The sequence below is a fragment of the Bacteroides sp. AN502(2024) genome (genome assembly GCF_041227145.1).
GTDB lineage: Bacteria > Bacteroidota > Bacteroidia > Bacteroidales > Bacteroidaceae > Bacteroides.
In genome coordinates this window covers 1237300-1262846 of record NZ_JBGFSP010000003.1, presented here as the reverse complement: position 1 = coordinate 1262846, position 25547 = coordinate 1237300, and the positions used below count along the sequence as shown (strand labels likewise).

The following is a 25547-nucleotide window of genomic DNA, read 5'->3' as shown; positions in this document are numbered from 1 at the left end:
TAGTCTTAAACCTCGTCAATGAAGATCGCAGAATATTTCTTATGACTTTTGGAATTATCAAAGAAGGCTTCGTTTTGATATGAGCCAAATTCAACATGTAACTGACATTCTGCAGCACGTATTCTAAAGAATTGATGATAAGGATATACGTCTATTTTTTCCCAAGAGAAATCCTCCCGAATCTCGGAAAGCCTAAACTTCAGGTAATTTGCTAATGTAATGTTATAGGTCAATACTAAGACATCACTTCCAGTGCGTTTCATGGCATTTACTGCTCTAAAAGCAAGTACTTGAGTTTTTCCAGAACCAGCGACGCCACTTATTTTCTGTTGTGTTATACTGCTTTCCGATAGCCGCCTCTGTGCGCCAACAGGTTGCATATCAATACGTCCTTCCTGATAAGAATGCCAGGATGGAGATATCATCCTAGCCAATTTCCTTCTTACAACATCGTCAAAAGCATTGTTGTTGTATAGGAAACCTATGGTAGTATACAAATTTTGTGATATATCTCCATTTTCAATAATCTCCCTACCGAAGATAAAGGTGAAATTAAAGAAGTTATTCTCATATTCAAAGAAATTTTTTATCTCGTCAATAGAGTTTTCTGGGAACACAATCGCCTTTTTGATAAGACCAAAATTCCGATTATCTTCAATAGTACTCATCAAAAGTTCTTCTATACCATCCTTGATACTCAATTGACATAGGTTTATAAAGTCAATAGGAGATTGATATAGTTGCCCATGTACATTTATTTCCTTTTTATCTTCTGATAATGTACACTCATTAAGGTTCTCCTCGAACACGTTCAGTAGAAGAATCCCCTTATTAGGTCTAACGATAATAAAGTCTACAGCCACTTCATTTACTACTGCATCAATATACATTATGTCATCCACAGACAAAATATTTTCGAGTCTCCATGCGACTCTTGCTTTTTGAGATGATAGCACATGATTCTGTATCTGTAATCGTAAATCATATTCATTATATATTGCCTCATGGCTCTCACCGACCAAAGCTAATCTGTTAAGGTCAATTGTTGCACCATTGTATTCAAAGCATCTTGTCATGCATGTATAGGGATGTGCTGTTCTCCTTGTGCGTGCATAACGTACACTATTTATCTGACTGAAATAATTCTGTTCTCCAAAAACAGAACAAAACTTCTCAATTCTATACGCAGCACCATTTTGTGGACCAATACATAGAACGAAGTGTTTTCCGTGTGCAGATGCCACCATCCTTGCGACTACTCCCAAATCGATAGCAGTTACATCTAAGATATTAGAAAAAACATGGATGACATCAATATTGTCCTAAATAAATTTTGAGCATGAGCTAACTGACTATACTGTTAAGTATAGCCTCGAGAGTTCAAAATCAATCCCCCCTAATCGTTTTCGATGGTTTCGGGAGGTGGTGTAAATGGTTGATCAAGCCATTTTTGGAGGTCGATTTTGGTAAATGTGTTCAGCCGGAGCGTGACCACAAGGTTAGCCAATGCCCATTTGTATCTTGCGATGTGCTTTAGCCATGTCAGAATCAGCATTGTAGTCATAGCAGTCCATATTTGGGTCTCTACGGCATTGCGGGATGTGCCGATAAAGCTCTTGATGCGTAGCAGTTGCTTGAGGTTGCGAAAGAAGATTTCTATGTTCCACCGAGCCTTGTACAGAGCCGCTATGCTTGATGCTGCCAATGTGAAGTTGTTTGTGAGTAACTCAATTTCAAAACCGTGTTCATCGTTCCATACTGCGATGCGACGTAAACGTTTGGGATATTTGGATTTGGCCGCCGAGAGTTCGAACTCGATTATTTCGTCAATAAGTACATTCTGAGCGTGTTTTTCAGGCAAAGGCAACTCCTCTATGGCTTTGTACCGGATATTGTCTTTATGACGCACTACAAAGAACACGTTGCTGCTGTCCCAATTATTCAGCAATGAGTAGTCACAGTAGCCTCGGTCGGCTACTACAATACTATACGGATGTAACTCAATATCAAAAGCAGCTTTGTTGTCGGTGGTTTTGCCATCGGTGATATTCACGAACTCCGGCAAAAGACTGTCATAGTCCAATAGCGTGTGCATCTTGACCGCCCCCTTGGTGGTAGTGTAATGTGCCCAGTCATATATTGACAGAGTCAATGACACCAATGTGGAGTCGAGCAGTTTTATCGGCATCTTGAAACGGAACTTTCTTCGTTGCCATAGGGCTTGCTGTCCGAAATACTGAAACAACGAGTAGAATATGCCGCGAAAAACCGAACTGTCTCGGTTGGCGTTCTGATATGCTACCGTTGACTTGGATGGTGCACGGTTGATTCCCAAATGATTGAGGTTGCCGGTGGCTGATTTCAGCCCGTTTGAGATATCTCTGACTGAATCACATCCTGAGAATTGGCTGAAAATCATGCTAACAAACTGACTCCATGTATTGTAGCCCTTACAATGCTTGTCTGACCCCGAAGATTTTATGATTTTCCTGATATTTTCTTTCGGGAGATGTGATATTACCTGTGCGAAAAGTGTTATATTTGCCATAGGAAGTAGATGAGTTGGTAGCTTGCTACTAAGGTAGTCATTTTACCTTAGTTCTACTTCCTTTTTATTTGTTCCCCCAATTTATTTAGGACAATATTGATTTTTTCCATAAAAGACATCCTTTCGATGTAAAAATACAAATAAATTATGAGAACCGCGATAGAATACGTCAAAAAAGAGCTTTTTATAATAAATAATTGACCATATCACCAACAGACAACTTCATTTCTGATTTGTAAGTAAGAGGTTCTAAAGTTAGAGAACTTGATTTTTGTCGCAACAACTTAAATTATTTGCGACAGATGGTTTATGCAAAACAGGAGTAGGTACTTTGCATTTGTTAAATGGGCTTAATAACAGTCTTCATTCCCCTTGATTCTGCGTAAACAATGCGTAAACAAACAGTTTCAGTTAGGGGTATTTAGTGAGTTTCATTAGAAACGACTATTATCGTAAATAATTGATAATCAGCAAGAATTGTAATAATAGACTATCGTAGAATATCACTTTGCCGTTCTCATAATCTGGAGGTTTCTGGTTCAAGTTCAGGCTGGTCCACAAAAAGATAAAGCGTTAATTGCACGAAATCAAGCAGTTTACAAGTTTCTTTTTATTCTCTACTATGAGTTGGATAGGCTCAAACCAATAAGGATTACATATCTTTTACAGCTTGTTCTCTACATGAGTTGGAATGGAATAACCATTTTCACGGGTTTTGCACTAGCGAATCTGCCGATACAGAGAAAGTTGTTGATTTTCTCGACAGATTCTCGTTTAAACTCAATAGAATATATCGTGCTTGACAATGCAAATATAGACCGTAATGAGAAAATAAAGCGAATGCGTCCTATTGGGGAAAACGAGGACTCTTTCTGTTTTACGTCCTCCCCTATTCTCCTCATCTGAACATTGTAGAAACTCCGCATGGCTATTATGAAAGGAAATGGCTCAAACCACAGGAGTATGCCCTATGGAATCGCTTTTTATGCCACGGACAGGGCGTTAGCGGCTATAAGAAACCAACTGAATATTACATTAGCCATTATGCTGCTTGATTTTGATTAGTTACTTAGCTAAACTGATTTGAATCTATTGTAAACAAACATTTTAATCATTCTTTCGCTAGTTCGTACAAATGTAAATATACCCAAAAACAAACATATTATACAAAATAATGAGCTGTCAGATTTGTGAGATCAGACTCATTCCACTATGTTTGCCGCCGTTTTATATAATCAAATTAATAAATGAAATGAAGAAAGTTTTTTTAAGTAAAGGTTGTTTTCTGTTATTATTTTCTCTTGCTGTGTATGCTTGCAGCAAAGAAGAGACGGTAGAGGAAGAGGGGAAAAGTGAGGCCAGAAGTTTCTCTACAGAAATCAATATGTATGTCAGCCAATTGCCCTCTGTGCAGCAAATGGCTCCTTTTAGCGAGCGGAGAGCAGCCAATAGCAGAGCGGTTTCTACGCCTTTTGCGCATAACATACCGGAGACCAGAGCGACAGCATCCCTCAAAGAGTTTTATGAGCAGGCTAAAGAGTTTGAAGAGCAACTCTTGTTTTCCGACGACCGAAGTGTGTTCTATCCCGGTGCATTGCTTCAGGCCCAAAGTGTAATCGACGGTGATTATACATCCATTATTGCCGATCGACAGCCGATTGTGATCTCAACAGACCTGCAAGGAAAGGGAGACCCGACAGTTACTGTTTCCAGTCCTTCACTCTCTAATGTGCGTAAAGGTATCAATGAACTGCTTGGTCGTGAGTTCAACCCCCCGGCAGCGAATCTGACTTACTCCATCGAGGAGGTGCATGACAAGGCCCACCTGAAATTGGCCATGGGAGGCAACTATAAAGGAGCATTCAACACGGTAGAATCCAGTGCCGGTTTCAGTTTCGACAGAGAGAAAAACCGTTTTTTGGTAAAGGTACAACAGGTGTTTTATGAATTGAGTGTGGATGAACCCCAAAATGCAGCCAGCTTCTTCGCGAAAGAGTTTGATTATAAAAAAGAGTTCGGCAATGAGAAGCCGCTGTATGTATCTTCTGTAAAATACGGTCGTATCCTGTTGCTGGGTATCGAAACCAATATGACGAAGAAAGAGGCCGAAGCAAAACTGCAAGCTTCCGTGTTGAGCGGAAAAGTGGGCCTGAATGCCGAGGCTGCTTACAGCGATCTGTTGAAGGAGTCTACCATCAGAGGCCGGGTGCTTGGCGGTAATTCGCAGTTAGGCGCCATCGCTTCCATCGACTTAGAGCATGTGAAGAAGTTTGTGGAAGAGGGAGCGAAGTTTGATGCAGCCAATCCGGGTGCCCCGATTGCTTACAAGCTCAAAGAACTGGGTACGAACAGAACATTCAAGACGGTGATTTACTCCAAATACACAAAGCACGATCCTTATGCCGGTGAGTTTACACAGATGAGTTTCGATCTGGTGATTCCGGATAACCTGAAGACGCTGTCCGGAAAGAAAGTTGATACAGGTAGAGGATATATTCAGGTGGGGCTTAATGAGGAAAACAAAAACGAATTCTTCTTCTATTATGGAGAAGCCAAGTATACCATCCCCAGCTACAAAAGTCAAGAACAGATTTTTATTGTTTTCGACGACTCCGGAGTAAGCGGTCGCAAATGTATATTTGAACTTCCGATGTTTGAAATGCTGGCAAGAAAATACAAGGCTACACCCGGTGTTGCCAAAATATTCGACAAAGATAAAGACCCGTTGAAACTGCGTGATCGTTCCGGAAACTTTGTCATTGATTTGGGGTTAGAGAACTTAAAGCTGACCAAATAAAACAGATTCGTACCACCTGCATAGCGTGGACAGCTCTCTAAATTCTTGTAACTATTCAATAGATGGGCGAGGGTACCAAGTAAAATTCGGTATGCTCGCCCTTTTTTTATGATATTTCACCAGATGGGTGTCTGCCTTTCCGATTATCAAACAGGAGTTCTGAGAGCGTATCGGACATGTACAATCATATCATTGTGCAGCCCAAATATTTGGACTACATTGACAAATAATAGAATCTAAATGATAACAGATTATCTTTTATCATGTTTTTACTTTGCAAAAAAAAATGTAATAGACTGTAAATCTCATTCAATAAGCATATTGTATTTACCATATACAACTCGTTTACTATTATCGACTTACATTCTTTTTTATCGAATTTTTTAATTCAAACTAAATAATTTATGAATACACGTCAAAAAACAGCGAGGGTAATTCTATCACTTTCGCTTTTATGTGGAATACAGGCTCATGCGTTCCATGATTATCCTTCTCTAAAGGAGGAAATAATACAACAGAGTGATATTTGTCAAGGAGTTGTCAAAGATGCCAATGGTGAAAGCATTATCGGTGCATCGGTGCTCGTCAAAGGGACGACGAACGGCAGTATCACAGGACTTGACGGCGATTTTTCCCTGAAGAATGTAAAAAAGGGCGATATCATTATTGTCTCTTATGTCGGCTACCAGACTCGTGAAATTCCTTGGACAGGAGGTCCTTTGAATGTAGTATTAAAGGAAGATGCCGAAATACTTGATGAAGTGGTTGTAATTGGTTATGGTACTGTAAAAAAGGCAGATATGGCGGGATCGGTGGCTGTACTAGACAACAAAAATTTCAAGGACCAGCCGATAACTCGGGTTACCGATGCCCTTCAGGGACGTGTCAGTGGCGTCCATGTTGAGAATAGCGGTGTTCCGGGAGGAAGTGTGAAAATCCGCGTACGCGGTGCCAACTCTATCAGCAAAAGTAACGACCCTTTGTATGTGGTAGATGGCATTGTCCGGGAAAGTGGTTTGGATGGTATCAATCCTGAGGACATCCGTTCGATGCAGGTTCTCAAGGATGCTTCTTCTACTGCCATATATGGTTCCAGAGGATCGAATGGAGTTGTTCTGATCACGACTAAGAGTGGCAAGGCCGGTGTGCGTGAAATCATGTTTGATGCATCAGTGGGGATTTCCAATGTATACAAAAGATACGATATCCTTGAGGCATACGATTACGCCCTGGCATTGAAGGAGGTCAAGGGCATTGATTTTTCAGATGATGAATTGCGTTCTTACCAGAATGGCTCAGCCGGTATCGACTGGCAGGATGAGATCTTCCGCACGGGGGTTACCCAGAATTACAAATTGGCCGTATCGAATGGTAGTGAGAAGACGCAATATTATATTTCTGCCAACTATATGAGTCAGGAGGGGGTGGTCATTGAATCGAAGAACGAGCGTTACTCAGCAAAGATGAATCTCTCCTCACAGCTTGCCGACTGGCTGCATATCACGGCGGACATCAATGCCTCTCACGGTATCCGTCATGGCAGTTCCTTCGCATCGAATAAGGATAATCCAATATGGATCGCTTTAAACTATTCACCGACAATGACGATGAGATCCGAGAATGGGAATTATAATACTGATATTTATAATTCCATAGCCTCCAACCCGGTCGGCATCCTAAAATTGCAGTCGGGAGAGACAATGACCAACGTTTTCAATGGGCGTGTGGATTTACGCTTCAATATAATAAAAGGCCTGACATTCACCACAACCAATGGGGTGGACTATTATGACGGGAAAAGTTATAGTTTCAGTTCCAAAAGAGTAGGAACCAAGAGTGGCATGGGTAATAATGACACTTACCGCCTGATGCTGCAAAGCTCCAACAATCTGACATATACAGATTCTTGGAATGACCACCATCTGACAGCCACAGCTGTATATGAGGTGGCTTCTTCTGAAACCAGAACAATCGGTATAACGGGGAACAATCTACTGACCGAAGGTGTGGGCTGGTGGAATATAGGCATGGCCTCCTCCCGTGATGGAAGCAACAGTTACAGCCAATGGGCGCTGATGTCGGGAGTTGCCCGTATCATGTACAATTACAAGGAGCGTTATATGCTTACCGGCACTTTCCGTGCCGATGGTTCTTCTCGCTTCGCCAAGAAAAAATGGGGATATTTCCCCTCCATTGCCGCAGCCTGGACGTTGAGCAATGAGGATTTCATGAAGGATATTTCCACGATTCAGGACATTAAACTTCGCGCCAGTTATGGTATTGTGGGTAGTCAGGCCATCAGTCCCTACGCAACCATGGGCCTTATGAGTGCTACTGCATACAATTTTGGGACTAACAGTAATTTTACCGGTTATTGGGCAAATGACATAGCGACTCCTGATCTCACGTGGGAGAAGACCAAACAATTCGACCTAGGTCTGGAGTTCTCCCTATTCGACAGGAGACTGAATTTCAGCGTGGACTATTTCTACAAGCTCACTACTGACGCGCTGCTTAAAAGAAGTATTCCCGGATATGTCGGCGGTAACTCTTTTTGGGTGAATGACGGTGAGATCAGTAATCGTGGTGTCGATTTGAGTGTGACCGCCCGGATAATTCAGAATGACCGATTCCAATGGACCTCCACCTTGAACGGTACTTATTTGAAGAACCGTGTGGAACGCCTTTCCGGTGGTGAGAATGACTTCATCAACGGCTCCAGTCCGGCTGCCGGTATGGTTGATTATGCCACCATTATCAAGCCGGGTGAGGCTATTGGTACTTTTTGGGGCTATGAATGGACCGGTCTGGATGAAAAAGGACATGATACCTACAAGGACGTAGACAACAATAGTATAATAGACGGTGGCGACCGGAAAGTTATCGGAAAGGCTAATCCTGATTTCACCTTGGGATGGAATAACTCCCTGTCTTATAAAAACTGGGATCTGAACCTGTTCTTCAGCGGTTCTTTTGGAGCCAAACGTTTGAATCTTGTAAGGTACACGATGGCTTCGGCCGAAGGGAATTCCCGTTTCGTAACTCTAGCAGATGCTTATCTGAATGGATTTGACAAGATAGGTTCTTCGGCAATATATCCGAGTCTGACTAAAGGTGGGAATAATCTACAGCCGGTTTCAACCAAATGGTTGGAGAACGCAAATTTCCTTCGTCTGGAGAATATCAGTCTTTCATACACTTTCCCCAAAAAGACAACGGGATTCGCTGATTTACGGCTTACTTTCGGCTGTCAGAACCTTTTTACAATAAGCGGGTATAAGGGAATGGATCCAACCGGCAGTACCTTCTCGAACAGCAGCGTAGACGTGGACGCGGGTATTGACATGGGTGCCTATCCCTCCCCGAGAACATTCACATTCGGTCTCCGAATGAATTTTTAAATCTAAAAAGAAAAACTTATGAAAATAAAAACAATAGCAAGTACTGTGGTTGCTCTGTCATTCTCACTGATATCATGCAATGATTTTTTAACAGAAGATCCCAGAGGCAAACTCACCCCGGAAACCTTCTTCTCCACTCAGGATGAGCTAAACATGAGTGTATATGCACTTTATCAGAAGGTTAATGCTTCCCAGATATATACAAATATGCAATTACCCCAATGGCAGGGAGATGATATTACGACCAATCCTGGCAGTAACAAGCAGCCTGCAGCAGAAATGGACAAGTTTGCCGCTGTTAACAATAACAAGGGAGTGAAAGATGCGTGGAACATGCATTATGCCATTGTAAAGGCAGCCAATTTGATCATACTGGGAGCGTCTAAAACACCGACCACTCAGGATGAGATAAATATCGCCCTCGGGCAGGCTAAATTCTGGAGAGCATACGCTTATTTTACTCTGGTGCGACTTTGGGGACCGCTGCCGATGAATCTGGACAATGTCAACGATGATTATACCAAACCCCTAACCCCGGTAGAGGAAGTATACGGTTATATTGTACAGGACCTGACCGAAGCTGAGGCCGTATTACCTACGAGATACAGCGGTAGCCCCCGCTTTCTGAACGGAGTGAATGTATACGTAACCCGTCAGGCGGTAAAATCTACTTTGGCGGCAGTGTATATGGCTATGGCCGGTTGGCCGATGAATAAAACGGAATATTATGCAAAGGCGGCCGAAAAGGCGAAGGAGGTCATTGAGGGTGTAAACAAGGGTGAATACGAATACGAACTCGATGAAGAGTATAAAAATGTGTATGCGATGAGTAATAACTATAATAATGAAACGGTGCTCGGCATAAACTATTCACCATTCGTGGATTGGGCTCAGGATTCTGAGCTTACTTCTTGTAACCAATTTGAATCGTTAGGTGGCTGGGGAGACGCTTGGGGGGAAATTCGTTTCTGGAAAGAGTTTCCTGACGGTCCGAGAAAGGATGCGACTTATGATCCCAAGATTCGCCTGAAAAACGGAACCTTGGTTGACTGGTGGAAGTTAAAAGAGGACGGTACACCTGTCGTTCCGGAACGCCACCCGATGTTCAGTATATTCTCTGTCAACTGGGACCCTGTTTCCAAAGTGAATGTCAATGCTCCATATGATTATAAACTACCGGCCAGCCAGAACTTGTGCAATGATCATCGGCATAGAATCATACGTTATTCGGAAGTTTTGTTGTGGTATGCGGAGGCTAAGGCCAGGACCGGGCAAACCGATGAGCTGGCATTCAAGTGTCTGAATGATGTCCGCCAACGTGCCGGATTGGAACCGCTGAACGGACTTTCAGCAGATGATCTTGCCGAAGCGGCTTATAAAGAACATGGGTGGGAAGTGGCAGGCTATTGGGTAGCCCTTGTAACACGACGTGCAGATCAGTTCCGAATGAACAGGCTGAAAGACACCTTTGAGGAAAGAGCCAAGAATATGGATGTTGAAGTCGCCGAAGGGATTAAGGTAAGGGAATCAGTAGAATATACGAACAAAGTATGGAATGACAATCTGATGTATCTTCCATATCCTGATATGGACTCCCAGAGAAATCCGAATCTGACGAGATAAGGGTTTGTTCAGACCGGAGTGAACCGCCGTTGCCGAATATTCGGCTGACGGACGGTTTACTTTTGATTTTCAGTTTTGTCCTGAGGCTGTCTAACAAGTCCTATTTTAACGATTTCAGCCCTGCCAGAATATGCTTTTCAGGGGTGACTTCTAATTACTGAGACCTGTTAGACGACCTCAGGATATTCGCCTTACAAATCACCATTTGTAGGTATTGCGAGTCATAAATTAAAGTGCTAATTTTGCCGATTAATGGATCATACGAAAAAAAGACAAAGACAGCGGGGTGTCATAGCATGCATGTTGTTGCTAACATTGATGCCCTTTTTCCTCGTGAAAGCCTTTCATGTTCACGAGGAACATTCGTATGTACCCTATGACGAACAGGGACACTCCCATCATGATTCTTCGGGAGATTGTCCCATCTGTCTCTTTACCCTCTCCCCGTTTATCGAGGCGGAGGCTTTGGAATACGATTATGTTCCGACCGGAAACGCTGTCGACTATCTTATCCCCGGGGAAAAAGATGTCATCGTCACTCTTTTCCCGCATTTCCTCCGTGCACCTCCCATGCATCTGTCATAAATCCCTTGAAGGGTTCGCATACCATCGCAGTGATGGCATGCCAGGGCTTTTTATGCCCCTATCTTAACCCGTTATCATCCGTTTATAATTTTTAGAGTATGACATTTCATGCATATTTACAGTATGCGTGCCTACCGGTTGCCTGCCTCTGTATCGTCTCTTCCCCCCTGGAAGCACAGGTACAGGAGACTCGCCCACCGATAGGTACACGCGATACCTTGCTGGTCATTGACCGGGAAAGCGGGCTTCCCATTGAGGGAGCCTATATCCTGACCGGGGAACGATTACTTGTCAGTTCCCCTCGTGGAACGATTGTTCTCGGTCATGGCACGTGTTTCATGGATACGGTCCTCGTGCAGTGCCTGGGTTACAGCTCCCGGCGTGTGCTTTGGGACGAAGCATTCAAAGAAAGCAGCACATATACCGTACGCCTCTCACCGGATATACAAAAACTCGGGGAAGTGGTCGTTACCGGTGAACGCAGCGAGGCGTCACCCAACGCCGTGAGCAGGCGCCTTTCATCCCCTGAGATCAGCAACGCGCTGGGCACCTCGCTGACCACCCTGCTCGAGCGCGTCAGCGGGGTGAGTTCCATCAGCACGGGAACCACCGTATCCAAACCCGTCATCCAGGGAATGTACGGGAACCGGATACTGATCATCCATAACGGTGCCCGTCAGACGGGGCAGCAATGGGGTGCCGACCATGCCCCCGAGTTGGACATGAACGGCAGCACCTCCGTTTCGGTAATCAAAGGCTCCGATGCGGTAAGATACGGCTCGGATGCCCTGGGAGGCATCATCGTCATGGAGCAATCCCCCCTTCCTTTCAGACAACGGGCGCTGCAAGGGAGCATCTCCACGCTTTACGGAAGCAACGGGCGGCGTTACGTGGCGACCGGACAACTTGAAGGTGCTTTCTCCGGCAATCTTGCTTGGCGCGTGCAGGGCACCTGGTCGAATTCCGGAGACCGTTCCACCGCGCACTATCTTCTGAACAACACCGGGACCAGGGAATATCACACCTCCGCCTCTCTGGGTTACGACCACGGGCGCTTGAGAGTGGAAGGTCTCTACAGTCGCTTCCACACCCGGACAGGAGTGATGCTCAGCGCTCAGATGGGTAGCGAGGAGCTGCTGGCAGAACGTATCCGGCTGGGTCGTCCCCTGCACACGGATCCCTTCTCCCGAGATATCCGGCCTCCCAGCCAGACGGTCACCCATCAGAGCGCTGTCGGCAGGATACGGTTCGGAATGAAGAACGGAGGAAACATTCACTGGCAAAGTACGTGGCAGAAGGACGACCGGCAGGAGAACCGTGTCCGGCGGCTGGACTCCAATGTTCCGGCGGTTTCCCTGCACTTGAATTCCTTCCAGCATCTCCTGCGCTGGAAACGGGATTACCACTCCTGGCAGATCGAGGCGGGAGGCCAGGTCATGTTCATCGAGAACCACAGTCGCGCGGGTACCGGATTCGTACCTGTCATCCCGAACTACACGGAGACACAGGCAGGGATCTACGGAATCGGGAAGTATCATCAGGCCAAGGGAGGGGTTGAAGCGGGGCTCCGGCTGGATATGCAGGAAACCCGTGCCAGTGGGTATGACTGGACGGGAAGTCCCTACGGCGGGACCAGAACGTTCAACAACGTCTCCTACAGTCTGGGGGGGCACTATCAACTTTCCCGGTGCTGGAGGCTCACCTCCAACTTCGGGCTGGCCTGGCGGGCACCGCACGTGTACGAGCTGTACAGTAACGGAAACGAGCTCGGGTCGGGGATGTTTGTCAGAGGGGATTCTACGATGCACTCGGAAAGAAGCTACAAATGGATATCTTCCCTCCGTTACGGCAACGGAGTGTTCAGCGTCCACCTGGACGGTTATCTGCAATGGGTGGACCGCTACATCTATGACGGTCCGGAGAAGGAGACCGTCACCGTGATTTCGGGAGCATATCCGGTCTTCCGGTACAGGCAGACCCCGGCTTTCTTTCGCGGCATAGACCTTGACCTGCGTTTCACTCCGAACGGCTCATGGGACTACCGTGCCATCACCTCCCTCATACGGGCCAACGAACGGACGAAGGGGAACTACCTTCCCTATATCCCCTCCTTCCGTTTCAGCCACGAACTTGCGTGGAGCTACCAGACAAAATCGCGTTCGAAGCTACGTCTGAACATCAGGCACCGCTTCGTGGCGAAACAGAGACGGTTCGACCCGGACACGGATCTTATCCCCTACACTCCCCCGGCGTACCATCTCCTGGGGTTCGACGCCGGTCTTGAACTTCCCGTGAAACGGGGACACCCCATCCGGTTCATGCTGTCGGCCGACAACCTCCTGAACCGAGAGTACAAGGAATACACCAACCGTTCGCGTTACTATGCACATGACATGGGGCGTGACGTGCGTTGCGGAATAAACTGGACTTTTTAATGTATAACAACGATCATCAAACAAGTAAATGAAAAGAAAAATGAAAACAATGATGTGTAAAACCGTGTGGACACTTCTGGTAGGAGTGTCACTGGGCCTGTCGCTGAACTCTTGCAGCAAGGAGCCCGTAACCCCTGAGAACGAAACGAAGAACAAGTTGCACGAGGACCCGGCCAAAGTGACCGTCCGCCTCGTGGAATGTCACCTGCACGCAGACTGGAACGAGATACAGAAGGTGGGCGGTCCGCACCAGAATCCGGAATCCCCCGCCAAATACATGAGACGTATCCAAGAGATTACTTACGAACTGAAAACCGGTAGCGGATGGGCTCTTGCCGAAGGAAGCCAGCGTAAGTTCTACGTGCAGAAAAACGGTAATTATACCCATGGGGACAACTTCACCCCCGCTCCTGTCTACCTGATGTTTATCTATTACTACAACACCCAAGGAGAGCTGATGAACGGACAGTTCGTAGAGAACGGGCAGGAGCATATCCACCAGCATTTCTTCACCCCGGAAAATGTGCGACCGACCTTTGACGGGAAACCGGAAGCCGACGACAACGATCCCCAAAAACTGGTGGATTATCTCTATGTGGACACCACCCCCTGGGACAAGACCAAACATGGCAAGGAGGCGGAAATAACGGGAGGCAGCAACCCGGTAGGGTTAAAGGGGGTTATCCGGTTCCTGAAGGACCGCAAGGAGTTTGACTTGAAACTTCGCCTATATCACGGCTACAACTCCAAAAAGAACCCGCAGACAAACGACTTCGACCCGTTCTACAAGCCCTCCGGAATATTGCTACAGCGTGGGACATGGGATATTAACCTGAGTATCCCGGTGGTGGTGTTCTGGAGCCGCGAGGAGCTCGTCGATGTGGACCCGGATGCTGATGTGAACCTGATCGGGGAGGACAGCCTGGATGAAAACAGCAACCGCACGCTACACTCCATCATGCAAACTTTCCATCTTACATGGAAGGAGGCGCTTGAAGAGTTCAACTCCTATACTTATCAGGCGGGAGCTGTGGAAACCGGCTCCATCTGGCTTTGATTATCTTAAGAATAAAGGGATTCCCTTTATCAATCTATGGGGCTGTGTCGGAAATGCACAGCCCTGTTTTGCTTTAGCAGCTTTAAGCAGGCGTTTCTTGCAGCAATGGTGTTTAAAAGAATGATAAAGCAGATGTTTCTTGCAGCAATAGCGTTTAAAAGAATGATAAAGCAAGCGTTTCTTGCACCAACAGCGTTTAAAAGAATGATAAAGCAGATGTTTCTTGCAGCAATGGCGTTTAAAAGAATGATAAAGCAGGTGTTTCTTGCAGCAATGGTGTTTAAAAGAAGATAAAGCAGGCGTTTCTTGCAGCAATGGCATTTAAAAGAATGATAAAGCAGGCGTTTCTTGCAGCAATGGCGTTTAAAAGAAGATAAAGCAGACGTTTCTTGCAGCAATGGCGTTTAAAAGACGATAAAGCAGGCGTTTCTTGCAGCAATGGCGTTTAAAAGAACGATAAAGCAGACGTTTCTTGATGCAATAGCGTTTAAAAGAAGATAAAGCAGGCGTTTCTTGCAGCAATGGCGTTTAAAAGACGATAAAGTAGACGTTTCTTGCACCAATGGCGTTTAAAAGACGATAAAGTAGACGTTTCTTGCACCAATGGCATTTAAAAGAACGATAAAGCAGACGTTTCTTGATGCAATGGCGTTTAAAAGACGATAAAGCAGACGTTTCTTGCAGCAATGGCGTTTAAAAGAACGATAAAGCAGGCGTTTCTTGCAGCAACAGCAGTTAAAAGAATGATAAAGCAGACGTTTCTTGCAGCAATGGCGTTTAAAAGAACGATAAAGCAGACGTTTCTTGACTCAACGGCATTTAAAAGAACGATAAAGCAGGCTTTACCTATAAATATAGATAAAATCCGCAGAGTTTTATACTTGAAGGACAAAGAATCTGCTTTTCCCCTTTTTGAAAGAAATCCGTATCTTTGCACTCCGAATTTAGCGTATTAGTTTTAGAAAAGGTATGAAAGAACGAATCCTCTCATTTTGCTGGCAGCATTTGTTGCTGCTTTTTTCATTGTTCATCATGACCGTCGGCGTGGCGGTATGCGTGCGTTCCATGCTGGGGTCGAGTGTCATCAGCGTGTTGCCCTACGTATTCGAAACGGCAGGCAAGCAGGCGATGGTGCCTGCACTGACCATCGGGCAATACACCTACATCATGAATGGCGTGCTGGTATTGGGACAGATACTGGTGTTGCGGCGGCAGTTCGAATGGGTGCAGCTGTTCCAGTTGCTGATAGGTTTCTTTTTCGGAACGCTTATCGACGTGAACATGCAGCTCACCTCGTGGCTTGTGCCCGTCGGGTTCTGGCAGCAGGCGGCGGCACAGGTGGCAGGTTGCGTCATCTTAGGGATAGGCATCGCGCTCGAAGTGTGTTGCGGCAGCGTGACCATGCCCGGCGAAGGCTTTCCCGTAGCTATCAGCCGGGTAACGGGCATCGACTTCCCGAAAGTAAAGATTGCAGTCGATATTACGCTGGTGGCGTTGGGCGTGCTGTCGTGCTACGTTTTCTTCGGTGTCTGGCAGTGGCACATCATAGGCATCGGCACATTGTTCGCCATGTTCTTTGTGGGGACGGTGGTGCGTGTCGTGAGCCGGCATCTCGGATGGTTCAAGCAGCTGCTGGCATACCGCCCGGGCTTCCGCAGGTATATCTACGGTCTGGCACGGTATATTTACAATCGGAAGGGGGAAGAGTGAGCATTGAGTTATTTTCTTATTGTTCCGAGAGTTTGAATATCGCCATCACCCGTCTAAAAATAGTCTCTACATACCGTTTGGTAAGTTTGAATGCCCTTAAGAAAAGTACACATTCGTACTTTTCTCCACTTTCAAATGCACCTGCAAGGCGTTAAGTAATCGTAAAAATAACTTATTGATTGCTTCTCTATCCGGAAGAGGTACAAATCCCACTTTTGCAAGACATATCGTCTCCTTGCCGACCGGTCTGTAACCCTCCTTCCTTCTTTCGCACAATTTTCCGACCCGGTTACTGAACTTTTTCCTCCCTTTTCTCATTTGATGCATATAAGTTTATGCTTCCTCTCTCAAAAAACAGGGAAGTGTCAAATGTCTAACGAATAAAAAACTTATGGCAACAGTTAAAACAGTATTAGTAAAAGGAAGAAGCAACCGGTCCGGCAAATTTCCGTTAGTCGTGCAAGTTCTTCACAAGCGAAGGAAAAAGGTAGTTTATACAGGAGTCAGCATCCCGGACAACTTGTTTGATCCCGTAAGGGGAAGAGTGATCATTGGAGGGGAGAACACTCCGGAAACAGTCCGACGGATCAACCACAGGTGCGAAAGTATCTCAAGGATACTGTTGAAGAGCATTTCAATAATGGAAAAGGAATCTCGGGAATATGAAATAGAGGACGTGTTCAGGACTTACAGCGTGTTAACCCGTGAAACCGGTTTTTATTCCTACTTTTCACGGAAAATTCTGGAGCTTCGTCAAAGCGGTCACGAGGGAACAGCCCGGGCATACGCCTCCAGCCTGCGTTCGATGCAGAGATACCTGGGAAAAAAGGATTTCCCCTTCATCAAGCTATCTTCCCGGATCATAGCCGATTATCACGGGAAACTTCTCGCTTCGGGAATATGCGATAATACCATCGGCTTTTATCTACATAATATCAAGGCCCTTTTCAGGAAGGGATGTCGGGAGATGGGCCTGGAACTCCCCTGTCCATTTCGCGAGATAAGCATCAAGACGGAAAAAACACTCAAACGTTCTCTTGATACGGGTGTGATTAGAACACTCTCCGGCATGGAACTGGAAAAGAACAGTCCGCTGTCCCTTGCCCGAGACATTTTCATGTTCAGTTTTTACACGCGTGGAATGTCGTTCGTCGATATCGCATTGCTGAAAAAAAAGAATGTCTTTCCTGCTGAAATCTGTTACAAACGCCACAAGACCGATCAATTGATGCGGGTGGGCATAAACAGGGAGATCAATCGTATCTTGGAAAGGTACAAGAATGTACCGGGGGAGTACATGTTCCCGTTGTTCACGGAAAAAGAGGAACCGTACACCGGTTACAGAAACGCCTATCATAAGATTCGTTACTCTTTGAGAAAGATTTCCCGGTCTATCGGTCTGGAGACCCCGCTGAGACTCCACGCAGCGCGCCATTCATGGGCCACGATAGCCAAGGAAAGCGGAGCTTCGATCCATATTATCGGTGAATGTCTGGGCCATACATCGGAAAAAACGACCAGAATCTATCTGAAGGAGCTGGATCATTCCGCATTGGATGCGGTCAATAATCAAGTGGCAAATTTCATTCAGTCCCAAGCCAGACAGTGAATTGGCGATTTATTATTATACAAAAAATTCTAACTATCGGGATTTTACCATTTCTCGACATTTCTGCGAACTTTAGTCCGGTGTGTATGTTATATAAAAGAAAAAGAGGATTTTTAAAAGTGGCATTTTTCTTTATTTTATGGTATATCATCATAAAATGTATATACTTGTTTCTGTTTCACTCTCTCCCATAGAGAGTGGAAAACGCTCCAAATAGAGTGCTACATATACAAAAAAGACAATCAATCCTTTAATATTTAATTACGCTGCAAAGTTAGCACATCTTATACTTTCTACTATTTCCCATTTAGTCCTATTGTTTATCAATTTGTCTCTTGCATCCTCTTTGCATTGTTTTCTACTTACTTTTTATCTGTTCCCTCAGCTCCTTGGGAGAATATCCCAGACATCTTTTACAAAATCTGGAGAAATTCGCCAAGGACGAAAAATCCAATTCATTGGCAATGATCCCCAACGGTAAGTCTGTGACTGAAAGTTTATACTTAATCTCCCCCAATAATTGTTTCTGCATCCATTCAGCCGGTGTTTCCCCAAACTCTGTATTGAACTGCCTTTTAAATGTGGAAATGGAAAGTCCACAGGCTGATGCCAACTCTTTCACCGTTCTGCATCCTTTATAATTATCCAAAACTTTATTTTTGAAATCCTGCGATTGCCCGATTATCGTGTAGAAGAAATTTGCCAGTTCCGGCTTGGAATAGTAAAAACGGATATTCCAAAAAAGTTCTTTAAGCTTTATCTCATGAAAATGGATGCAATTTGCCCCGTCTTTCAAGTAACCGGCCAAAAGTTCAAGAAATTTAGATAAACGCTCTCTTATATCAAGAGGCTCCATACGGTATTCAATGACACCTTTTAAATGATATAGTTCCGAGAAAGAGGCCTTTTGGCAAGACCATACCCCGCCCTCAAACATGGCGGTCATTACTTCGCAGTTTTCCAACGCACACATGCTGAACAGGCTATCACGGCATAGAAATACCATCTTACCCTCTGATATCGTAGGCTGAAAACCATTACAGGAGAGCTGTAGACTTCCTTTCAAAACAAACAGGATACAGTCCTTTACCAGTTGTTCTTCATGATTCAATCCCTTATCAAATTTATAGTGCCGGAATCCTTCCTGCATACATTTCGAATAATGATAGCATGACGTATGTTCGCTCAAATAAAATAGTTCCATTGTTTCTGTTTTTGTTGCTGATAGATAAGATCTTTATTCTATATATCAGATAGTTATATAATCTATTATTGGCTTTATTCATATTCTAATATTCTTCATCACACATGTATGCACTTAGACAACTTGTTTTGACTGTTTTTCCACTCTCTATGGGAGAGAGTGGAAAAATAACAAGCATTTTAATTCAATGATATTATGCGAACGAGTCATGAAATATTCAATAAGAAATGGTCTAACGTGCAAAAAAGATTTTCGTGTAAGAAAGATTTTGGAGTTTTTCCAGGAAATTAAACTCTATTAATAATCATTACATAAGAATAGTTCTGCATTCTTTAAACAAGAATAAAATAATGGAACAATGAATAACAGTATGATGAAACAGTTTTTTCTTTGGGTGTTTTTGCTTTGTTCAGCAGGTGCCTTCTCCCAAAAAGTTGCCTTGAAGAACAACTTGGCTTACGATGCCTTGAAAACCCCCAATCTATCTTTGGAATTCTCCATGGGACGTAAATGGACCCTTGACACTCAAGTGGGTATGAATTTCTTTTTCCACACGCAGGATGCGACTTCTTCTCGGTACAAGACGAAAAAGTTCAGCCACTGGCTGGTACAGCCAGAGCTCCGTTACTGGACATGTGACGTTTTCAACGGTTGGTTCTTCGGATTGCATGTACACGGCGGACAGATGAACATCGGTGGCATTGACATACCCTTCGTCCTTCAGAAAGGGGATGGAAAAATGAAGGACCACCGTTACGAGGGCTATTTCTGGGGAGGCGGATTGAGTGCCGGTTACCAGTGGGTGCTTTCCAACCGTTTCAATATAGAGGCCTCTTTGGGAATAGGTTACGTGCATACCCGTTATGATAAGTATAAGTGCACGGCCTGTGGGAAAAAGCAGGGGAAGGGGGATGCCGACTATATCGGTCCCACCAGAGCGGCAATTTCCATTATTTATATGTTGAAATAGTTGATTCACATACCCGAGTTTTTATTCTTTTACACTAAAAAGTATATTATGAAACCATTACAATATTACAAGAAGCATTTTTTTATTATTGGTTGCTTGGGAATGTTCCCTCTGCTGACCTTTGCTCAGGAAACTTTATCGTCAGATGGAGGGCTGTATTGGGATTATTCCGGAAGCCGCGTGGAGAGACGTATGGACGGGAATAAACTGGATATAGAATTCTCGATAGCGCTTGTCGAAAAGTTGAAAAGCCAGCAAATGATGTGCATCTCTCCTCGCTTTGTTTCAGCGGATGGTACCCAAAGTGCGGAGTTGAAGCCTATATGTATTTCCGGTCAAAGGAGATATAAAATCATTAAACGTCGCAAGACCCTGCATAATCTGAAGAGTGACCAGCTTTACAGAGAGGTGTATTCCGTCAAGGAGCTGAAAGAAAGACCTCTGACGTTCAAAAGTAGCTTTCCTTTTGAAAGATGGATGGCCGACGGCTATCTTGTTGTGGATGAAAAGTTATACGGTTGTGCCGAGTGTGGTGTGAACGAGAATAAAGGTGTTGCGTTTCAAGCTAACATTCCACTCTTCGGAGAGAAAGATTATACCTACGATTTTATCGAACCGGAAAGGGTATTGGTCAAGTGTTATAAAGACTCTTTTGACTGTAAGGTGGTTTTTCCCGTGGCACAGTATGATCTTTGCAAGACTTTTGCAAATAACAGTCAAGAGCTTGCCAGTCTCGGGAGATTTGTATCTGAAAGTTTGACAATCAAAGGGGCGGAACTCAAAGACATACATATAAAAGGCTACGCCTCTCCTGAAGGAGATTTCGACTACAACAAGTCCCTCGCACAACAACGAACTCAAACTCTTTCAGATTATATTTCCAGCCAGTACCCAGTCCTGAAGAAAGCACCGATTTATCGTGCAGAAGGTATCGGGGAGGACTGGGAGGGCCTTAAGGCAGCGGTCGGCAGCTCCACTCTCGCCAACAAAGGAGAAATCCTTTCTGTCATCGAGCATAACCAACGTGACACGGAACGCGAGGCGGCCATACGTGCTCTGGATGAAGGCAGGAGCTATCACGTCCTCTTGAAAGAGTTCTACCCATCTCTACGGCGCACCACCTTCAGTCTCAGCTTTGACGTGAGACCTTACACGATAGAGGAACTCCCTGAAATTTTTGAGAGGAAGCCAGAATGTCTCAGCCAGCACGAGATGTACCAGCTGGCCGAATTGTACGCTTCCCAAGGAAAGACTCCTCTTCATGTGTACAAGAGAGCCTACGGACAGTTCCCGGGTGATGCCGTGGCAACCCTGAACTACGCCAACGCCCTGTTGAAATACAGGAAAGACGCGGACAGTGCGTTGCGAGTGCTGGAATCGGTAAAGAATGATAGCCGTGCACTTTTCCCCATGGCCATCGCCCATAACATAAAAGGTGACTGGAGGAAGGCGGAAGAATTGCTGAAGAAAGCTAGTGAGGGCGGAGCCTCCAGGCAAAGACTTCCCAAATAGCCGAAGGACGAAAAAACAATCAAGGGATACAGACATAACTCAGATATATAGTATTAGTATTTTTAAATTAAAAACATTCAAATCATGAAAGTAATGAAGTATTTGGCAGTGACTTCGCTGGCGTTGTTTGCTGCATGTAACAATGAAGAGAATCCAATCGTAACGGAGAGTGGTAACCAGCCTGTTGATGTGGTGATGTCAGTGGCATTGCCGGGGCCGGGAACACGTGCCGTTATAGGAGACTTACAGAACACCGTCAATAACGGTGATCCGGCTACAGTTGAGAAATTGCATGTGTACTTGTTAAATGGAGATAATGTTGTCTTGGCAAAGGAATTTACAAAGGGTTCTGATGATTTTACCAAGCTAACTTCAACTACCGCTGTAGGAGTTGGTGAAGTGACAGGAGGTTATAAATTCCTCAACGTAGACAAAGGTGCAACAAAAGCTCTTGTTATTGCAAACCCTCAAGGAGCGTTGGTGGAGAACAAGCCTGTGTCTAGTGTTAGCAAACAGCTGCTGAAGGCAAAAATCAATGAAGTGGTCTATGCCGGTACCGAAAAGCTGACCACTGTCGGTGCTGAGCCTTATGGCGTTACTCCACAGCAGGATAAGCGTGTTGTAAAGAAGGCGGAGCTCACTTTAACTTCCAGCATGAACCGCTTCCAAGTGACAGGAACCAAGTTTATCAAAATTACTTGGAAAGACGGGAAAAAAGCCGAGGCGGAACAGTGGTGCAAGACTTGGCTGGGTAAAGCTGAGAACAAAGGAAAAACCAGTGCTGATGCATGGACGGCTTTCAAGGCTGATGCCAACGGCTTCAATAAGGAAGTATGGGACGGCAAATCCGACCTTACGAAGAAAGCTGCCTTAAGTAAATGGTTACAGGTTGTTGACGTCACTGCTGCCAACCAGGGTATTCTGATGAACCGTTTCAGCAGAACGCTTTCTGTCCCGGCACTTACAGTGGAAGAAGAGGCTAACTGGTTTTGGGCAAAGACGTATGCAGGTGACAGATATGATTTCACGAATGGGACATTCAAACCAGATGGCAAAACAGACCTGTCTGACGTATCTTCCTACTTTACAACAACTGCATTTGATTTCGGAGCTGGTAAAAAAGCAGCTGCATTCAACTTCTTCGCAAATGGAATCACCGGTTACGGAAAAACGAACAATGCTCCCAAACTTGCTTTCGTTTTCAAGACAGGTGATAAGGGCGTATCCGCAGACAGACGTTTTATTGTTATATCCGGATATGCGAAAACAGAAGGTGCTACAGACGGTACCACTGATATTCCGGCCAGTAAGGGAGGTTATCTGATCAATTTGAATCTTAGCACATTGAACAACGGACAGGGTATCCTTGTGGATACAGATCCGACCATTCCTGAAGGAGTGACTCCCGACCCGAAAGGTCAGGAAGACTTGGAAGACGAGAATGTGAACGTGATCGTCCGTGTGGAGGTGCAGGATTGGACTGCTGTAAACGTCTTCCCCATTCTTGATTGATATATATATAGAGAGAGAATATCCACTTACCGGGGCAGTCCTCCTGTATTGGCCTTAGCAGGTCGGAATCGGAATCCGCCCCACACTCTCGGGGAGGGGAGGTTATCCCCTCCCTTTTTTATTATTTCCGAGAGAAGTACATGTTATCTCTTCAAGGGAAATTATCTGTATTGATTTATAATAATTAGTATAAAGTATGAACATAAGATACATACCCACTTGGCTGGGACTGCTACTCACTTTATACCTCCTGACCGCCTGTGATCGGGTATATGACGATTTGAGCGGCTGTCTTGGCAACACGATTGTCTTTTCCTATCTGGCTGATGACAATCAGGAACATCTACAGGAATATGTGGATGGTATTGATGTCTTTATTTTTGATGCCAAAGGCGAAGTTCTTGTCGAAAAGCATCACCTGAAGAGGGAACGGTTACTTGCATCATTGGAGGTCACGCTTCCGGAAGGGGATTATAAAGTGGTGGCCGTAGGCAACGCTTTGACAGAAACGATTATCAGTAAAGAGAGCAGCTACAAAGGTTCGTTGGTTTCCCGGCCCGAACTTATGGAAAAGGACGGACGGGCATCCGGAACATTTGACAGGTTATACCTGGGTGAAACAACCATCACATCTAAAGTTATGAACAACTCCCGTGACGTAATTCGCCTTTATTCCCAGCATGTGAAAATCCATGCGGTAGTCCTTTCTGACGATGATAACAATTCGCAGACCTGGTTTGAACAGAACAAGGAGGAGGGTTTTCGCCTGACAATGGAATCACTTTCCGCACGTTTCTATTTTTCCGGGCAGCAGGCTGGTGAAACTTCTTTTGACCTTCCGTTTGTCGCAGGTGAGAAGAATGATCGCTTCGTTCTTGACTTCAATACCCTGCGCTTTGATGACAAGGACCCGCTAACGATCCGCCTTATGCAGGGTGGAAAGGTTCTTTGCACTGTAGATGTGGCACAATATATCGCGCAATATTCCGAGCAGATACGGATAACGGGACGGCAAGAAGCGATACTTCCACTGTTTTTCCGCCAAAATCCCTTTTCATTGAATATAAGTGTAAAACCATGGGAAGCTGTCGATGTGGTTCCTATAACTGATTGATTAATATTATGTTGAAAAATATTAAATATATTCGTATGATGAAGGCTGTGAGTTACTCTACAATAATGATGTCACTGATCCTTTGCTTTATGTCGGTATCCTGCCAGAACGAAGATACTATTTCAGAACAGTTTTCCGATGAGGATGCTGTGACTGTCAGACTAAATCTTACAACAAGGGCTATAGATCCTTTGGACGATGAGTTAACTGGATATTGGGGGGATGATCCTGAAACTTGGTATATAACTGGTAAGTTATTTAATCCACCGGTTCTTCCGAGAATAGCCCTGATGGTTTTTAACAAAGAGCAAAATCGATATGTATATAGTAAATTAGTAACTTTCCAGACCGGGAACGAAAAAGGGGAATATCAGACAAAGATACGAATTCCAAAAGGTGAGAGTGAATTTTATGCTCTTTATGCTCCAAATCGAACGGGTTGGACCGATGGAGGCTCTTCTAAAAATGTACCTTACTACACTCCAGAAGGTGTTCTTCAGAATAATATTCCATGGGATTTCTCAGAAAAAGAGGAAGGAGATATTTCTATGGAGGATATTCAAGGCGCTGCATTGCCTGCCATTATCAATTTGAAAAATGGTACACTATGGGATGAAAAATCGATGCCAATACTTCCGAAAAACAATCCATATGACGGGGAACATCCTTCACCTTCCGATGAAAAAATCATAAAATGGTTGACAGATTTTAATAGTGGAACGGCGCCATATGGAAACAATATACATATTGGAATGCTCTCAGGCAAGACTACGGTCACGGTTCTGCCGTCTTCAGGAAGTACAGTGCAGGATATAACAATCCCCTTATTCCGGGATTTTTCTCGTATTCAGATTCATATTGCCAAGGCAGATCAATCTACTAAGTTTATTCTTTATCCTAAAAAGATAGCTTTTTTAAATTTTCCGGTAATGATGTCTCCCTCTTTTAGGGAGAATGATGTGGATGAAGCGCAATTATCACTTTCTACTCCTAATGGAAAAAATATGGAACACACCGGTGTGTTTTCGTATGGACATCTTGCAGGTCAATCCGCCTACATTATACAGTCAATACCTCTTACTGCTGGAGGAGAATTCGATTATGAAGCGTTGGGTAATTATCATACATTTCTTCCCATGTGTTTTCCCCAATACGTGGCCCCCTATCTGCCTGATACTAATTTATGGCAGAAAAAACAAGAACATCCGAAAATCTTATTGGAAGTAGGGTGGTGTAGTAGTAACTATGGCCTCGATCCTATACATGAAGTAGGAAGTAGAACTTGGGCGTTTGACGTTGGTGAGGAGAGTTCTCCTGGGGTATATTCCGGTCCTATTTACCCAAACCGGAATTATAGGGTATCCATTGTGATACCGGAATTTTCAGAAAAAGAGATTATTTACCGGGTTGAGTCATGGAATAGTAAAAAGGTGGATCTTCCTCCATTCCAATGATGTACACGAGAATTTA

The 25547-nt window shown here is 44.7% G+C and carries 18 protein-coding genes; 15 read left to right on the top strand and 3 right to left on the bottom strand.

The genetic code is table 11. The features are described 5' to 3' along the window. Positions 1-5 precede the first annotated feature (5 nt). Both AB9N12_RS05010 and AB9N12_RS05005 read right to left on the bottom strand, forming a co-directional pair. Positions 6-1265, bottom strand: a complete 1260-nt coding sequence (locus AB9N12_RS05010) for a UvrD-helicase domain-containing protein (RefSeq protein WP_369890209.1) — start codon at positions 1263-1265, stop codon at positions 6-8. A gap of 131 nt (positions 1266-1396) precedes the next feature. Beyond that, on the bottom strand, positions 1397-2548 hold the full coding sequence (locus AB9N12_RS05005; RefSeq protein ID WP_369888970.1) for an IS4 family transposase: 1152 nt from the start codon (positions 2546-2548) through the stop codon (positions 1397-1399). Positions 2549-3800: 1252 nt separating this feature from the next. Between AB9N12_RS05005 and AB9N12_RS05000 the strand changes: the two genes are divergently transcribed. From AB9N12_RS05000 to AB9N12_RS04955, 10 genes are all read left to right on the top strand, one after another. Beyond that, positions 3801-5345 (top strand): thiol-activated cytolysin family protein, encoded by a 1545-nt coding sequence (locus AB9N12_RS05000; protein WP_369890207.1) that lies wholly within the window; start codon positions 3801-3803, stop codon positions 5343-5345. A 404-nt stretch (positions 5346-5749) separates the two neighbouring features. Next, complete coding sequence (locus AB9N12_RS04995; protein ID WP_369890205.1) at positions 5750-8746, top strand: SusC/RagA family TonB-linked outer membrane protein; 2997 nt, start codon at positions 5750-5752, stop codon at positions 8744-8746. 18 nt (positions 8747-8764) lie between these two features. Beyond that, the gene (locus AB9N12_RS04990; RefSeq protein ID WP_369890203.1) at positions 8765-10369 is read left to right on the top strand and encodes a RagB/SusD family nutrient uptake outer membrane protein; all 1605 of its coding nucleotides are present in this window, start codon (positions 8765-8767) and stop codon (positions 10367-10369) included. A gap of 252 nt (positions 10370-10621) precedes the next feature. Beyond that, complete coding sequence (locus AB9N12_RS04985; protein ID WP_369890201.1) at positions 10622-10954, top strand: hypothetical protein; 333 nt, start codon at positions 10622-10624, stop codon at positions 10952-10954. A gap of 98 nt (positions 10955-11052) precedes the next feature. Further along, positions 11053-13389, top strand: coding sequence for a TonB-dependent receptor (locus AB9N12_RS04980; protein WP_369890199.1), 2337 nt, complete (start codon positions 11053-11055; stop codon positions 13387-13389). 40 nt (positions 13390-13429) lie between these two features. Beyond that, positions 13430-14446 carry a hypothetical protein gene (locus AB9N12_RS04975; protein WP_369890197.1) on the top strand — a complete coding sequence of 339 codons (1017 nt, stop codon included), beginning with the start codon at positions 13430-13432 and terminating at the stop codon, positions 14444-14446. A 120-nt stretch (positions 14447-14566) separates the two neighbouring features. Further along, entirely contained in the window at positions 14567-14740 is a 174-nt protein-coding gene (locus AB9N12_RS04970; RefSeq protein WP_369890195.1) for a hypothetical protein, read from the top strand. A gap of 392 nt (positions 14741-15132) precedes the next feature. Next, entirely contained in the window at positions 15133-15402 is a 270-nt protein-coding gene (locus AB9N12_RS04965) for a hypothetical protein (RefSeq protein WP_369890193.1), read from the top strand. Positions 15403-15415: 13 nt separating this feature from the next. Continuing rightward, positions 15416-16156 carry a YitT family protein gene (locus AB9N12_RS04960; RefSeq protein ID WP_369890191.1) on the top strand — a complete coding sequence of 247 codons (741 nt, stop codon included), beginning with the start codon at positions 15416-15418 and terminating at the stop codon, positions 16154-16156. Between the two features lie 391 nt (positions 16157-16547). Further along, on the top strand, positions 16548-17765 hold the full coding sequence (locus tag AB9N12_RS04955) for a tyrosine-type recombinase/integrase (RefSeq protein ID WP_369890189.1): 1218 nt from the start codon (positions 16548-16550) through the stop codon (positions 17763-17765). A 358-nt stretch (positions 17766-18123) separates the two neighbouring features. Here AB9N12_RS04955 and AB9N12_RS04950 read toward each other — a convergent pair whose 3' ends face one another. Then, positions 18124-18969, bottom strand: coding sequence for a helix-turn-helix domain-containing protein (locus AB9N12_RS04950; RefSeq protein ID WP_369890187.1), 846 nt, complete (start codon positions 18967-18969; stop codon positions 18124-18126). A 373-nt stretch (positions 18970-19342) separates the two neighbouring features. Here AB9N12_RS04950 and AB9N12_RS04945 point away from each other — a divergent pair, with 373 nt between their 5' ends. From AB9N12_RS04945 to AB9N12_RS04925, 5 genes are all read left to right on the top strand, one after another. Next, positions 19343-19939, top strand: a complete 597-nt coding sequence (locus AB9N12_RS04945) for a DUF3575 domain-containing protein (protein ID WP_369892808.1) — start codon at positions 19343-19345, stop codon at positions 19937-19939. Positions 19940-19987: 48 nt separating this feature from the next. Next, a complete protein-coding gene (locus AB9N12_RS04940) occupies positions 19988-21451 on the top strand; it encodes a DUF3868 domain-containing protein (RefSeq protein WP_369890185.1) in 1464 nt (487 codons plus the stop codon). Positions 21452-21535: 84 nt separating this feature from the next. Then, on the top strand, positions 21536-22963 hold the full coding sequence (locus tag AB9N12_RS04935) for a hypothetical protein (protein ID WP_369890183.1): 1428 nt from the start codon (positions 21536-21538) through the stop codon (positions 22961-22963). Between the two features lie 196 nt (positions 22964-23159). Beyond that, positions 23160-24077: a FimB/Mfa2 family fimbrial subunit gene (locus AB9N12_RS04930; RefSeq protein ID WP_369890181.1), complete on the top strand. Its 918-nt coding sequence runs from the start codon at positions 23160-23162 to the stop codon at positions 24075-24077. An 8-nt stretch (positions 24078-24085) separates the two neighbouring features. Then, complete coding sequence (locus AB9N12_RS04925) at positions 24086-25531, top strand: DUF5042 domain-containing protein (protein WP_369890179.1); 1446 nt, start codon at positions 24086-24088, stop codon at positions 25529-25531. Positions 25532-25547: the final 16 nt, after the last annotated feature.